The 14,031-nt window shown below is 63.7% G+C and carries 13 protein-coding genes; 7 read left to right on the top strand and 6 right to left on the bottom strand.

From position 1 onward, the window contains the following. Positions 1-144 precede the first annotated feature (144 nt). Both kdgD and ACYPXD_RS15475 read left to right on the top strand, forming a co-directional pair. The gene (gene kdgD, locus ACYPXD_RS15470) at positions 145-1,059 is read left to right on the top strand and encodes a 5-dehydro-4-deoxyglucarate dehydratase (protein ID WP_459712749.1); all 915 of its coding nucleotides are present in this window, start codon (positions 145-147) and stop codon (positions 1,057-1,059) included. 21 nt (positions 1,060-1,080) lie between these two features. Continuing rightward, positions 1,081-2,436 (top strand): enolase C-terminal domain-like protein, encoded by a 1,356-nt coding sequence (locus ACYPXD_RS15475; RefSeq protein WP_459712751.1) that lies wholly within the window; start codon positions 1,081-1,083, stop codon positions 2,434-2,436. A gap of 105 nt (positions 2,437-2,541) precedes the next feature. On the opposite strand, the gene ACYPXD_RS15480 is transcribed toward ACYPXD_RS15475, so the two are convergent. Both ACYPXD_RS15480 and ACYPXD_RS15485 read right to left on the bottom strand, forming a co-directional pair. Further along, positions 2,542-2,994 carry a nuclear transport factor 2 family protein gene (locus tag ACYPXD_RS15480; protein WP_459712753.1) on the bottom strand — a complete coding sequence of 151 codons (453 nt, stop codon included), beginning with the start codon at positions 2,992-2,994 and terminating at the stop codon, positions 2,542-2,544. 67 nt (positions 2,995-3,061) lie between these two features. Then, positions 3,062-4,375 (bottom strand): MFS transporter, encoded by a 1,314-nt coding sequence (locus tag ACYPXD_RS15485; protein WP_459713351.1) that lies wholly within the window; start codon positions 4,373-4,375, stop codon positions 3,062-3,064. Between the two features lie 308 nt (positions 4,376-4,683). Here ACYPXD_RS15485 and ACYPXD_RS15490 point away from each other — a divergent pair, with 308 nt between their 5' ends. Beyond that, the gene (locus ACYPXD_RS15490) at positions 4,684-4,848 is read left to right on the top strand and encodes a hypothetical protein (protein WP_459712756.1); all 165 of its coding nucleotides are present in this window, start codon (positions 4,684-4,686) and stop codon (positions 4,846-4,848) included. Between the two features lie 299 nt (positions 4,849-5,147). Further along, a complete protein-coding gene (locus ACYPXD_RS15495) occupies positions 5,148-5,471 on the top strand; it encodes a hypothetical protein (RefSeq protein WP_459712760.1) in 324 nt (107 codons plus the stop codon). An 18-nt stretch (positions 5,472-5,489) separates the two neighbouring features. On the opposite strand, the gene ACYPXD_RS15500 is transcribed toward ACYPXD_RS15495, so the two are convergent. After that, positions 5,490-6,452, bottom strand: coding sequence for a LysR family transcriptional regulator (locus ACYPXD_RS15500; protein WP_459713354.1), 963 nt, complete (start codon positions 6,450-6,452; stop codon positions 5,490-5,492). A 208-nt stretch (positions 6,453-6,660) separates the two neighbouring features. Here ACYPXD_RS15500 and ACYPXD_RS15505 point away from each other — a divergent pair, with 208 nt between their 5' ends. Continuing rightward, the gene (locus tag ACYPXD_RS15505) at positions 6,661-7,491 is read left to right on the top strand and encodes an aldo/keto reductase (protein WP_459712763.1); all 831 of its coding nucleotides are present in this window, start codon (positions 6,661-6,663) and stop codon (positions 7,489-7,491) included. Positions 7,492-7,709: 218 nt separating this feature from the next. Continuing rightward, complete coding sequence (locus tag ACYPXD_RS15510; RefSeq protein WP_459712765.1) at positions 7,710-8,300, top strand: BPSL1445 family SYLF domain-containing lipoprotein; 591 nt, start codon at positions 7,710-7,712, stop codon at positions 8,298-8,300. On the opposite strand, the gene ACYPXD_RS15515 is transcribed toward ACYPXD_RS15510, so the two are convergent. Beyond that, a complete protein-coding gene (locus tag ACYPXD_RS15515; RefSeq protein ID WP_459712768.1) occupies positions 8,297-8,536 on the bottom strand; it encodes a tautomerase family protein in 240 nt (79 codons plus the stop codon). The genes ACYPXD_RS15510 and ACYPXD_RS15515 overlap by 4 nt on opposite strands. Before the next feature lie 105 nt (positions 8,537-8,641). Then, positions 8,642-9,622 (bottom strand): alpha/beta fold hydrolase, encoded by a 981-nt coding sequence (locus ACYPXD_RS15520; protein ID WP_459712771.1) that lies wholly within the window; start codon positions 9,620-9,622, stop codon positions 8,642-8,644. Between the two features lie 237 nt (positions 9,623-9,859). On the opposite strand from ACYPXD_RS15520, the gene ACYPXD_RS15525 reads away from it, so the two are divergent. After that, positions 9,860-11,776: a glycoside hydrolase family 35 protein gene (locus ACYPXD_RS15525; protein WP_459712774.1), complete on the top strand. Its 1,917-nt coding sequence runs from the start codon at positions 9,860-9,862 to the stop codon at positions 11,774-11,776. A 16-nt stretch (positions 11,777-11,792) separates the two neighbouring features. Here ACYPXD_RS15525 and ACYPXD_RS15530 read toward each other — a convergent pair whose 3' ends face one another. Then, positions 11,793-13,772, bottom strand: a complete 1,980-nt coding sequence (locus tag ACYPXD_RS15530) for an alpha-amylase family protein (RefSeq protein WP_459712776.1) — start codon at positions 13,770-13,772, stop codon at positions 11,793-11,795. Positions 13,773-14,031 lie beyond the last annotated feature (259 nt).

The raw sequence follows: 14,031 nt of genomic DNA on the forward strand, positions 1-14,031 counted from the left end.
CGCACGCGTTTTGTCCTCTTGATTCGTTTCGGCGTAAGTTGTACGATGACATATAACAAGAACGCGGACGCGCGCCGCCTTGTCCGTCATCCATTCAAATTTCGTCGAGCGCATTTCGCTGCGCGCGCACAGGACATCTCCATCATGACCGCACCGCAAGAACTGAAACAGATCGTCTCCGAAGGCCTGCTGTCGTTCCCCGTCACCGACTTCGACCGCGACGGCAACTTCAACGCGCAGACCTACGCGGCGCGCCTCGAATGGCTCGCGCCGTACGGCGCCACGGCGCTGTTCGCGGCGGGCGGCACCGGCGAGTTCTTTTCGTTGACGCCCAGCGAATACACGGACGTGGTGCGCACGGCGGTCGAAACCTGCGCGGGCAAAGTGCCGATTCTCGCCGGCGCGGGCGGCCCGACGCGCACTGCGATTGCGTATGCGAAGGAAGCGCAGCGTGTCGGCGCGAAGGGCGTGCTGCTGATGCCGCATTACCTGACCGAAGCGAGCCAGGACGGTATCGCGGCGCACGTCGAGCAGGTCTGCAAGGCCGTCGATATCGGCGTGATTGTCTATAATCGCGCGAATTCGAAGCTCGGCGCCGATGCGCTCGCGCGTCTCGCGGACCGCTGCCCGAACCTGATCGGCTTCAAGGACGGGGTGGGTGACATCGAATTGATGGTGCAGATTCGCCGCAAGCTGGGCGACCGCTTCTCGTATCTGGGCGGCCTGCCGACCGCGGAAGTGTATGCGGCCGCGTACAAGGCGCTGGGCGTGCCCGTTTATTCGTCGGCGGTGTTCAACTTCATTCCGAAGACCGCGATGCAGTTCTACCGCGCGCTCGCCGTCGACGATCACGCGACGATCGGCCAACTGCTCGATACGTTCTTCCTGCCGTACCTCGAAATCCGCAACCGCCGCGCGGGCTACGCGGTCAGCATCGTGAAGGCGGGCGCGAAGCTCGTCGGCCGCGATGCGGGCCCGGTGCGCGCACCGCTCACCGATCTCACGGATGCCGAGTTCGGGATGCTCGATACGTTGATCAGGAAGGTCGGCGCGCAATAAGTACAGCGATAGGTCATTGCCATGAATCTGCCGTCCCAACCCTCCCACACTGCCGATACGCCTGTCGTGACCGAACTGACCGTCGTGCCGGTCGCCGGTTACGACAGCATGCTGCTCAACCTGAGCGGCGCCCATGGTCCGTTCTTCACGCGCAATGTCGTGCTGATCAAGGACAGCGCCGGCCGCACCGGCGTCGGCGAAGTGCCCGGCGGTGAAAAGATCCGCGCGGCGCTCGAGCAGTCGCGCGCGCTCGTCGTGGGCCAGCCGCTCGGCGCCTACAGCACGGTGCTCGAATCGATGCGCGCGCAACTTTCGAGCGTCGACGACGGCGGCCGCGGCCTGCAAACCTTCGATTTACGCGTCGGCGTGCATGCGGTGACTGCGATCGAAGCGGCGCTGCTCGATCTGCTCGGGCAATTCCTTGGCGTGCCGCTGGCCGCCTTGCTCGGTGAAGGCATCCAGCGCCGGTCGATTCCGGTGCTCGGCTATCTGTTCTATATCGCGGATCCGGGTAAAACCGATTTGCCATATCTGCGCGAAACCGACCCGCGCGACGCATGGGAAGCGGTGCGCCGTAGCGAGGCGCTGACACCTGACGCGATCGTGCGACTCGCCGAAGCCGCGCACGAGCGCTACGGTTTCAACGATTTCAAGCTGAAAGGCGGCGTGCTGCAGGGCGACGCGGAAATCGAAGCGGTCACCGCGCTTGCCGAACGTTTTCCGCAAGCGCGCATCACGCTCGATCCGAACGGCGCGTGGTCGCTTGCCGAAGCGATCCGCCTGTGCCGCGACCAGCACGACGTGCTCGCTTACGCGGAAGACCCGTGCGGCGCCGAAAATGGCTTCTCGGGCCGCGAAGTCATGGCCGAATTCCGCCGCGCCACGAACCTGCCGACCGCGACGAACATGATCGCGACCGACTGGCGCCAGTTCACGCATGCGCTGCGTCTGAATGCCGTCGACATTCCGCTTGCCGATCCGCACTTCTGGACCATGCGCGGCTCGGTGCGCGTCGCGCAGACCTGCGCGGACTGGGACCTCACGTGGGGTTCGCATTCGAACAACCACTTCGATATTTCGCTGGCGATGTTCACGCAGGTCGCGGCGGCGGCGCCGGGGCGCATCACGGCGATCGACACGCACTGGATCTGGCAGGACGGGCAGCGTCTCACACGCGAGCCGCTGCTGATCAAAGGCGGGGAGATTGAGCTGCCGAAGAAGCCGGGGCTCGGTATCGAAGTGGATCGCGAGCGTCTTGAGGAAGCGCATCAGTTGTATCTGAAGCACGGACTCGGCGCGCGCGACGATGCAATCGCGATGCAGTATCTGATTCCGAACTGGAAATTCGACAACAAGCGGCCGGCGCTGGTGCGCTGAGTTCTGGCGAACTAAACGTTTTTACTGGCGTTTTCTGGTTGTCTCCGACTGGCGCGCGTTCCGCATGTGCGGCGCGCGCCTTTTTTCTTCTGAAGCTCCGGCTTGTCAGTGCTTGTACCCCTGGCGTGCCAGCAGCTTCCACGCGCCATCGCTTTGCTTCTGCCACACCGTCAGCACATCGAAGTCGACCTCGGCGAACTTGCCGCCCGAATCCGTCGTGCCGTTGAAATGATCGCGAATCACGGCGTCGTTGCCGGTCACCGTCGTCACGGTCTTCGTCAGATCGATGCGCTTGTAGCGCGTCTGCCCGCTGGCGATCGTATCGATAAACTCGGCCTGGTTCTGCACCTTGCCGCTCGAATGACCGTAGGTCAGCGTATCGGCCGTCAGCGCCTTCATCTGCTGTGCGTTGCCGGCGATCATCGCGGCGGACAGGTGGTTCATCGCATCGTTGACCGCGGTTTCGTCGGCGGTGTTCGCCCATGCGCCCGAGCATGCAAACCCCGCGGCAAGTCCTGCCGTCATTCCAGCCGTGAGCACCATCAACAGCTTTTTCATAGTCATCGCTTCCTTATGTCCTTGTTCATTTGTTTATGATTGAGCACCCCGCACCGCGCCACGCCGGTCAGCGTGCGGCTACCGAACGCGTCAACACCATCCGTTTGATATCGCCGACCACGAACAGATAGCAAAGCACCGCGACCACCGCATTCGCGCCGATAAACACGAGCGCCGAATTGAACGAGCCCGAGCCTTGCACCAGATAGCCGATCACGATCGGCGTCGTAATGCCGGCCACGTTGCCGAACGCATTGAAAAGCGAGGCGCACACGCCGCCTGCTTCGACCGGCGCGGTGTCCGACACGACCGCCCAGCCGAGCGCGCCGATGCCCTTGCCGAAAAACGCGGCCGCCATGATCGCGACGACGAGAAACGCCGAATCGACGTAGTTGCACGCGATCATGCAGGTGGACAGCAGCATGCCGAGCACGATCGGCGTCTTGCGCGCAAAGCTCGCGCTATGGCCGCGCTTGAGCAGCGCATCGGAAATCACGCCGCCGAGCACGCCGCCGAGGAAACCGCACACGGCCGGAATCGAGGCGACGAAACCCGCCTTCAAGATCGACATATGGCGTTGCTGGACCAGATAGATCGGGAACCACGTGAGGAAGAAGTAGGTAAGGGCGTTGATGCAGTACTGCGCGATAAAGATGCCGAGCAGCATGCGGCTGGCGAGCATCTCGCGAATCGATGCGCCCATCGGCACTTCGACGGGCGCGTTCGCGTGTGCGGCACTGCCCGTCGAGCCCTGCGTTTCGCGCGTTTCGAGGTCGACGAGCGCGCCGCCCGCTTCGATATAGTCGAGTTCGGCGCGATTCACGCGCGGATGATCCTTCGGCGCATACACCGACTTGAGCCACACGCCGGTCATCAGGACGCCGAGCACGCCCATCGCGATAAACACATACGGCCAGCCGAATTTGTGAACGATCCAGCCCATGATCGGCGTGAACAGCACGGCCGCGAAATACTGCGCGGCGTTGAAGATCGCCGCGGCCGTGCCGCGTTCCGCACGCGGAAACCACGACGACGTCAGGCGGCTGTTGCCCGGAAACGCCGGCGCTTCCGCCAGCCCCATGGCGAAGCGCAGGGCGAACATCACGGTAACGGCCGATGCGGCGGCCAGGCCCGCAACGAGCCCCTGCGACAGCGTGAAGACCGACCACGCGAGCAGGCTGAAGGCGTAGACGCGCTTGGTGCCGAACCGGTCGAGCAGACGCCCGCCCGGCAACTGGCCGATCACGTAGGCCCACGCGAAGGCGGAGAAGATATAGCCCATCGCGACCGGCGTAAGACCGAGCGCATGCTGCATCGCGTTGCCGGCGATCGACAGGCTCGCGCGGTCCGCATAGTTGATCGTCGTGATGAAGAACAGCATGAAGAGGATGAACCAGCGCACGCGCGTGCGCCGCTCACTGCCGGCGGCTGTGCCGACGGCCGCCGCGCGCTTCGATCCGGCGACGGCGACAGGCGTTCCGGATGAGTGACCCGACGGCGTGTCGGTTTGCGAGCGTCTGGCTTGATCGATGTCCACTCATGTCTCCCGTGTTTTCGTGTTTGGTGATAAGTCATCGTACAACGAGCGCTATTATCGTGTGGAAATCGCGGAAAGGAAATCAGCGGGTTAACCCGTGTCTAGCGCGCGGATTGGCGCGTATGGAGGTGATTTGCGCCGTCTGCAAGCCAATGACGGATGGCTCGCCTATATATGTCATCGTACAAGAACAATCGATCGATCTGCCCGCGCGCCGCATCAAGGGCAGCAGCCACACGTCGATGGTCGACGATACCGGCGACGACATCGCATCGCTTGTGCTCGACTGGCTGAAACAGCGCAAGCTGATCGACTAACGCAAAAGGCAAAGAGGGCAGGCACGCGTCGGAGCTTTCTTCGCGCGCTTCGCTGACACTCCGGACAATGAACATGTCTGCCGGCAGACGCCCGGAAGCGCGAACTCATCGCAGCGATCTCGCGAACGCCACTTCGCGTATCGCGAACACTGGCACGCGTGCTTCGCCGGCATCTCAGGTATGAACGAGGCACGCGGAATATCCCCCACGGTCAAGCGTTAAACGGAATGAGCGCCGCGCGACACCATGTCGCAAACGCTACCCCCGTTTTGCACCATTCCGGTGGTTCGGATATCGCCATGTATATCGTTGCGTTCACCATCCTGGCCGTGCTTTTCGTGTTCGTCTGCTTCTGGCGAGAGGTCGCGCCGGGCCTTGCGTGGCTTGCGCTGCAATATCACACCTCGCCGGAAGTGCTGTCGACCTTATATACGGGCGGCGATACGCACGTCGATGAAGCGCAGCAGCGGGTTGCCGCACGGGCGGAGCAGGAACTGCGGACCGAGCAGGAGCTGCGTGTGGCGCAGGCGCCGTTCGTCGCAGCGGAAATTCGTGCGGGCGTTGCAGAAGACCTGCGAGCGGAGAAGCAGGCTGCGCAAAAGAAGGAAACCGCTTCCGTCTAGTCGTTGCAAACGCAATGATCAGCGTTTGCGTCCTCCCGCCTGCCTTGACGCAGCCCCTTTGCGGCCTCGCGCTACCAGCGCCGGCGCCAGCATCTCCAGACAAAACTCGATAAACGCGCTGACCTTCGCCGCCTGATGCCGACGCGAAGGATAGAGCGCATACAGCGGAAAACGCTCGTCCTGCCAGTCGCCCAAAATTTCCTTGAGCGCCCCCGCCGACATCAGATGTTCGACACCGAGGTCCATGATTTGCGCGATGCCCGCGCCGGCCGTGCAACTGCCTAGCATCGTATCCACATCGGAAACCAGCAGCCTGCCGCTTGCCGGTATTTCAACAGTTTGCCGGTTACGGAAGAACACCCATTCGAACGGCTTCGAGGTGACGGGGTTGTAAAACAGAATCCGCTCGTGCTGCGCCACGTCTTCAGGACGCTGCGGCACGCCGCGCTCGGCCAGATAGCGCGGCGCCGCGACGGTCAGCACGCGCGTGTCGAGCAGCTTGCGCGCAACGAGCGTGCCCTCGGGCGGCGGCCCGAAGCGGACCGCGAGGTCGAAGCCGTCCGCGACGAGATCGCCGACCGCATCGCGCATGATCAATTCGAGCGACAGCTCCGGATAGCGGCGCAGCAGCTCGGGCAGCCGCGCGGCAAGCACCGTGCGCGAAAAGAACGGATCGATATTGACGCGCAGTTTGCCGCGCACCGCGTTTGCGGCGCCCGACGCGGCGATCGCCGCTTCCTCGATCCCGATCAGATGCGGACCGGCCGCTTCGTAAAGGCGCCGGCCCTCGTCGGTCAAGGTCTGCGAGCGCGTCGTGCGGTCGAGCACGCGCACGCCGATGCGCTTCTCGAGCCGCGAAATGGCGCGGCTCACGCCGGAAGGCGACAGTCCGAGCGAATCGGCCGCGCGTACGAAGCTGCCGGTCTCCGCGACCGCGGCCAGCACGGTCACCCCCGACAGCAGTTTTCCATCGAGTCCCATATGCGGTTTGTCATGTGTGAGCGAATTCGTGATTTTAATCATCGCTCATTTGAACCGTACGTACTTTATTCAATGGTGTCGAAGTGCGACAGTGGCGCAAGCCGCGGTCCGGCCCCGCAGTCATGTGCTCGCATGCGAAGACGCAGCGAAGCGAAAGGCGGGGCCGGGCCGCGATCCGAACACACGACCTCGTCATAAAGGGACCACGATGGAACCGATCGACACGATTGAAACCCAGGGCATCCACATGCCGCGCTTAGGCTTCGGCACGTTCCGGATGCCGGGCGCAGACTGTCAGCCCGTCGTCGAAAGCGCGCTGGCGCTCGGCTACCGCCATATCGACACGGCGACGATGTACGAAAACGAAGACGCCGTGGGCGCGGCACTGGCGAGCGCGGGCCTCGAACGCACGAACCTGCACATCACGACCAAGGCGTGGCACGACAGCCTGCAGCCGGATGCGCTGCGCCGCTCGCTCGAGACGAGCCTGCAGCGCCTGCGGCTCGACTACGTCGACCTGTTTATGGTGCACTGGCCGTCGCGCGACATGAATCTGCCGGCCGTGCTCGAAACCCTGCTGGCGCTGAAGGAAGAAGGGCGCACGCGCGCGATCGGCGTCTGCAACTTCACGATGCCGATGCTGAAGACCGCACTCGACGACGTGCGCGCGCCGCTTGCCTGCGTGCAGGTCGAATATCACCCGTTTCTGTCGCAGGCGCGCCTGCTGGACTACCTGCGGCCGAAACAGATTCCGCTCGTTGCCTACGCGCCGCTCGCGCAGGGCCGCGCGGCGAGCGACCCGGTGCCGGCCCGCATCGGCGAAAAGCATCAGGCGACGGCCGCGCAAATTGCGCTCGCCTGGCTGCTCGATCAGGACGGCGTGATCGCGATTCCGAAGGCGAAGCGCGTGGAGAGCCAACAGTCGAATCTGGGCGCGCTGAAAGTGCGCCTCGACGACGAAGACCGTCGCGCGATCGCGGCGCTGCCGAAAGACCAGCGTTATGTGTCGCCGCCGTTTGCGCCGAAGTGGGACGACTGATGCGCCACTGACGCACCGCGCGTGCGCCGGCGTTGACGGATTACAACAGCCCGAAGCGCGGCAAGGCTTGCTTTCGACGACACCCTTCAAGTAACGTGCACGGTAATTTGAACCCTGCGTGCCACGCAGCGGTCATCTAACACGAGGGCGACGCGGCTCATCAAAAATCAGCAGAACTCGCGGACTTCGTGAACCGTGTCTGAAGGAGGAAAGCGCGCATGCAACGTCGTCGATTTATCGCCGTTACCCCTGTGCTTGCCGCGTCGGGCGCGCTTGCGCTCGCCGCGTGCACGACCACGCCGCCATCGTCGGATGCGTCGCCCGAGGCCAATGCCGGCCGCCGCCGCACCATCGACGCCGATGCCGACGCGACCATGACGCGCCTCTACGAAACCGTGAAAGGCTCACGCGAGCTCGTCGCGCAGGCGGTCGGAATGCTTGTGTTTCCGCGTGTGATTTCGGCCGGCTTCTGGTTCGGCGGCCAGTACGGGCAGGGCGCGTTGCGCGTCGGCACGCAAACAACCGGTTACTACAGCATTGCAGCCGCTTCGTTCGGGCTGCAGATTGGCGCGCAGTCGAAAGCGGTGATCCTGCTCTTCATGACGAAGAACGCGCTCGACGGTTTCGTGGGCAGCCAGGGCTGGGCCGCCGGCGTCGATGCAACCGTCGCGCTCGTGAAAATCGGCGCGAACGGCAACATCGACACATCCACGGCCACGAGCCCGGTCGAGGCGATCGTCATGACGAATGCCGGCCTGATGGCCGGCGTGTCGCTCGAAGGCTCGAAGATCTCTCGGCTGATCATTTAAGCGCACCATGTGGCGCCGATCGCATCGGTTATCGCGGCGGCGCCCTGTTTCACGGCCTCCTGCTTCGCGTCCTCCCGCTTCACGTCTTCCGGCTTCACGTCTTCAATAATCACTGTGACGGAGCGCGGTTTTTCCCCTTCGAACTCCACCATCACATCGGTCAGTTTCCTGATCAGCTGACGTTTCTGCTCGGGCGTGAAGACGCCTTCGATTCCTTTGACGGTCACCATCGACATCGCAAACCTCCTTGTTCCGGGCGTCGCAAGAGAGAAGGGCACGGGAGCCGACGCTCGAAGCTTCCGCACACGGCGATCGGTACAAGACGCGAGCGGGTCGCTTCCCTAGCCAAGTTCGTCGAGAAATTCGATCAGGGCTGCGTTCACTTCGCGCGGCCGCTCCTGCTGCGTCCAATGGCCACAACCGGACAGAATCAGCGAGCGGCGCAACAGCGGCACACGTTGCGCAAGCGTCGCGAGCACCTCGCTCATGCCGTCGAAGTGCATCACGAGATCGCGCTCGCCGGCGATGTAAAGGGCCGGCACCGTGATCTGCAGACCGTCGAACGGCGCGAGCAACTCCTGATTGCGGTCGATGTTCCTGTACCAGTTCAACCCGCCGCGAAAGCCGGTATGCGCGAACTGCTCGGCGTAGTAGTCGATGTCTTCGTCGGTGAGCCACGCGGGCAGCAGCGGCGCGTCGGGCAGCGCGGCCGCGAGGCCGCGGTTGCGCGGCACCATGCCGAAGCGGCGCGCATCGTCGTCGTCCGGTGTCATCTGCCGGTCGCCGCTCAACGTGTAGAGCACGTTGCGCATGAAACGGCGCACGTCGCGCTCGAGATCGGCTTCAGCGACGCCCGGCTGCTGAAAATAGAGCTGGTAGAACATCTCGTCGTCGGTGCGCGGAAACCGCGTCGACGGATGAACCTTGGCGCGTGGCCTGAACGGCACACTCAGTGCCACGACACCGGAGACGCGGTCCGGACGCAGCAGCGCCGTATGCCACGCAACCGGCGCGCCCCAATCGTGTCCGACGATCACCGCCTTGCCGACATCGAGCGCATCGAGCACGCCGATCACATCGCCGACCAGGTGCAGCATCGTGTATTGCTCGATCTCGTGCGGGCGATCGGTGCGCCCGTAGCCGCGCATATCGACGGCGATCGCGCGAAAGCCCTCTTCGGCAAGCACCGGAATCTGATGACGCCACGAGTACCAGCTCTCGGGAAAGCCGTGGCAGAGCAGCACGGCCGGCCCGTCGCCCTGTTCAACCACGTGGATGTTGATGCCGTTCGCGTTGACCGTTCGATGAATGAGTTCCGACATGGCGTGTGCTCCTCCGGGATTGAATGGCGTACGCGTTCGAGTAGTCGTTTGCGTGTGCCGTGCGCGAGTGGATCGCGTGTTTCCAAAAAACACTGGAGTACGCTTGCTTATTCCGATCCAGCCCGGCGAGCCGTCCGAACGCGGGCCGCGGACCAGCGCGCGGGCACGCGCAGGCAAGCACAGCAGCGCGAATTCGTGTGAGTTCGACAATGAAGCAAACCTCAACGGGTGGGCCGTATGCGGAATTTTTCATTTTCGATCGATGGTGAGCATTTCCTGCTCGACGGCGCGCCGCTGCAGATTCGCAGCGCGGAGATGCATCCCGCGCGCATGCCAGCCGAATACTGGTTGCATCGCATCCGGATGGCGAAAGCGCTGGGCATGAATACGGTTGCGCTCTACGTGATGTGGAATTACCACGAGACGAGCGACGGCGGGTTCGACTTCGAAAGCGGCAATCGCGACATCGCGGCGTTTATCCGTGCGTGCCAGGCGGAAAGCATGTGGGTGCTGCTGCGGCCGGGGCCTTATGTCTGCGCTGAATGGGATCTGGGCGGCTTGCCGTCCTCGCTGCTGAGCGGGCCCGATATGCGCCTGCGCACCGATTCGGCGAGCGAGCCGCGCTATATGGCCGCCGTGGCCCGCTACATCCGCGCGCTCGCGGCGCGCATCGCACCGCTGATGATCGCGGCCGGCGGCCCGATTCTGATGATTCAGATCGAAAACGAGTTCGGCTCGTACGGGAGCAACTCCGCCTATCTCGACGAAATTCGCGCACTGTGGGTCGGCTGCGGTATCGCGGGGCCGTTTTATACCGAAGATGGTCTTGCGCAACTGCGGCAGAACCGCACGACGGTCGGCGGTGGCGCGATCGCGCTCAGCAACGGCGACGCGGCGCAGATCGATGCCGCGCGGCGCGAATTTCCAGGCGTGCCCGTGATGGCCGGCGAGGTGTATCCGGGCTGGCTCACGCATTGGGGCGACGCGGCGCTGCAAGGCACGGCCGTCGATCTGTCCGGCACGCTCGACACGTTGATGCGGCGCGGCCTGTCGTTCAACCTGTACGTCGCGCATGGCGGCACGAGCTTCGGCTTTTATGCGGGGGCGAATCTCGACCCCGCGAGCGGCGAGTATCAGCCCGATATCACGAGCTACGACTACGCGGCGCCGATCAGCGAGCAGGGCGTCGCGACGCCGAAGTTCGTTGCCTACCGGAACATCGTCGCGCGCTACCTGAACGAAGCGTTGCCGGACATCCCGCCCGCGCTTCCAACCATTGAACGCCGTGGGCGCGATGCGTTGCAGCCCGATTTATTCGCGTCTCTTTGGGACAACTTGCCGAACGTACAAAGGGTTGAACGTGAGATAGAAAAAGCGGCTACGCATCGGCATCGGACCGACGCTCGCCCGCAAACATTCGAACAGGCCGGACAGGCATTCGGCTTTGCGTTGTATCGTCATACGATGCGCCATGCGGAAATGGCCCATATGCATGCGATTGCGCTCGAGACCGGTTGCGTTCGCGACTATGCAACCGTGTATGTCGACGAGCGCTATGTGGGCGCCGTGTCGCGAGCCCGCATGCCCGCGGCACAAGCGCTGCCGTTGAACGTCGTGCATGGCGGCGTGCCGCTGCCGCTTTTGTCGAAACACGCGCAATCGCGGGTGAACGGTCGCCAAGCCGACGAAGTCGAGGCGGTACTCGACATCCTCGTGGAGGGCATGGGGCGCATCAATTACGGCGCCGGCGACGCGATGCTGGACCGCAAAGGCCTGATCGGCGACGCCGTACTGCGCGATGCGGCCGGTGCGCGACACACGCTCACGGGCTGGGAGATGTTCCTGCTGCCGATGGACGACGCCTATATCGCGAATCTGCGCGGCGTCTGCTCGAATCCGGGTAGAAGCGGTCTGTTTTTTCGCGCGGGCTTCGAGCTGGACTCGCCCGGCGACACGTACCTCGACATGAGCGGTTGGACCAAAGGCGTGGTGTGGGTCAACGGCCACAATCTCGGCCGCTATTGGCATATCGGTCCGCAAACGAGGCTGTTTTGTCCGGCGCCGTGGTTAAAACGCGGCGAAAACGTCGTGACGATCTTCGATCTGCATCAGACCGCCGCGCCCCCCATCGAACTGAGGCGCACGCTTGACTGATCGGTTGGCATGGGCGCTAGCCCGGCTCGATGGCGGGACCGATCGGATCGAGTTCCAGCGTAAGCACTTCGAAGGGCGCAAGGTCGATGGTTTGCCTCGTGTCCGCATCGAGCTGCGCGATGACGTTTGGGCGGCCAACTTCGGACCATCGCGTATGCGCTTCGAAGCGCGCCTGTGCATCGGCGGGCAATTGCAGTTGCGCACGTAAATCGAGCACGGTTTGGCGCGTGCGGCTATCGGGATTGCGTAGCGTGACGATCGCCTTCGACGGTGTCCACGCGGCCCAGCCGTAGACGTCGAGCTCGTCTGGCGCACCGCCGATCCAATGATTGTCGCGCAGCACGCCGGCCGCGCCGCGCGCCCATTTCGCCGCGTCGGCAAGCGTGTCCCACGCGCGATCGCCGATCAGCGATGGTGTGACGTAGAGCTCCTGCAATTGCGTGCCGCTGCCGAAAAACGCATGCGCGTCGTGCGCGAAGTCCGCGCCTTCGCTCGAATTGAGCCGCGTATTCTCCCGCGCGCAGATCATGCCGTGCAGCATCAGCGAATTCAGCGGAAAGAGCGGACTCTGAAGCACGACGTTCCGATAGATCTGCGTATCGCGATAGGTGATCGATTGCTCGCGGTCGCTGCCGATACCGGCAAAACCGAAGTCCTGGCCGCCGCGCCAGATCGTATCGGCATGGCGCAGCCAGAACGGCGACGGCAGCGTGCCCGTCGACAGGTTGATAAAAGCGTCTGGCGCTTCGCGGCGAATATCGGCAATCAGCGCAATCGCGGCGTCCCAGTCGCTGTCGAAACGGCTGCCGGGAAAAACGCTATTCGCATTGCCGGTGCCGTCGAACTTGAAATGACGGATGCCATGCCGGCGCAGCAGATCCATCGTCACCTGATGAAAGCGGCGATAGTAGTGCGCGCCGGATAGCGCGAAACCGTTGCCCACCGTTTCGAGTCCGGCCGCGGCGCCGCGCGCGACGCGTTCATCACGCGGCGGACCGTAACCGCCCCACGGCGACAACCAGGCACCCGGCGCCGCGCCATAGCGCGCGGCCGCTTTGCACAGCGGCTCGAAGCCGTGCGGAAATGCGTCGCTGAACGACCAGTTGCCGCTGTAATCGTCCCAGCCGTCGTCGAACACGAAGCCATCGATCGTCACGCCGCGCTCGTCGTGCAGCGCGCGCCCGATCGCGGCGATGCGTTCGAGCGCCTGCGCTTGTGTATAGCGCGTGAGGTAACCGATATCGAACCACGAGTTGTAGTGCAGAAAGGCGCGCGACGGATGCGCACGCTCGCGTTCGAGATAGCTGGCGAAATCGCGCCGCAACTGACCGTCGCGCGCGACGCCGGCAACCGTCGAATAGACAACGGTCTTGCCTGGCTCGATCGGCAGGGTTCGCTTCATGGTGAAACGCAGGCCAGCCGTCTCGCCGGTCAGGTCACTTTGCGAAAGCGGATCTTCGCAACCGAGATAAACGTGATCGACGCTAACGGGCAAGCCGTCGATGGTGCCGGTCGTGCGCGCGCCGGGCGTTTCTGTTTCGAGCAGCGAAACGGCACTCACACGCAGCGGTTCGGCCGCCGCGGTAATGGCCAGATGCATCCGCAAATAGGGCGAGCCATCGCGTTGCTCGACGCTCCATTCAATGCGCAGACGGCCGCTTGCGTCCCGCAGCATGACGGCGACGCGGACACCTGCGATGCCGCTGGCGATGCGCGAAGCGGCGGGATCGGCGGCAAGCGGCTCGGTGCGCAGCGGCGCCACCGGTATCAGGTCGGCGAGCCGCAGTGCGCGGCCATCCGCGAAGCGCAATGTGAAGGGCTCGGTAATGCCTGACATGCGGGCGTGGACGCGATCGGCGAGCGCGAATCCGTGAAGGCGCCCGTCGCCGATGGTCCATTGCAACGCAATCGCCGCATTGCCGAAGGTGTGCTGCGCGCCGTCTATCCGCAGGGCGGGACGTCCTGGGGCAAGGAAGGCCATAAGGTTCGTCTGCATCGGATCGCCCCGAAGGTATCGATGCGTCTATCTTGCCACGCGCGATCCACCTCTCGTGCTGAGCGGACTGATCGAGCGGGGCGGGTTACGGGCCGACAGGTAGAACGACCATTCCATATCTGGACGGATGCATCCCATTCTGCAGGCTGTTCAGTACCCGTGCGGGTATCTACCATGAGCAGATTCTTTCAAGACAAAAATGGCCGGCCATTTTCACCGGTAGATGAGGATTGCTACATGCATACGATATCCGTCATTG

Source organism: Paraburkholderia sp. 2C (genome assembly GCF_054589215.1).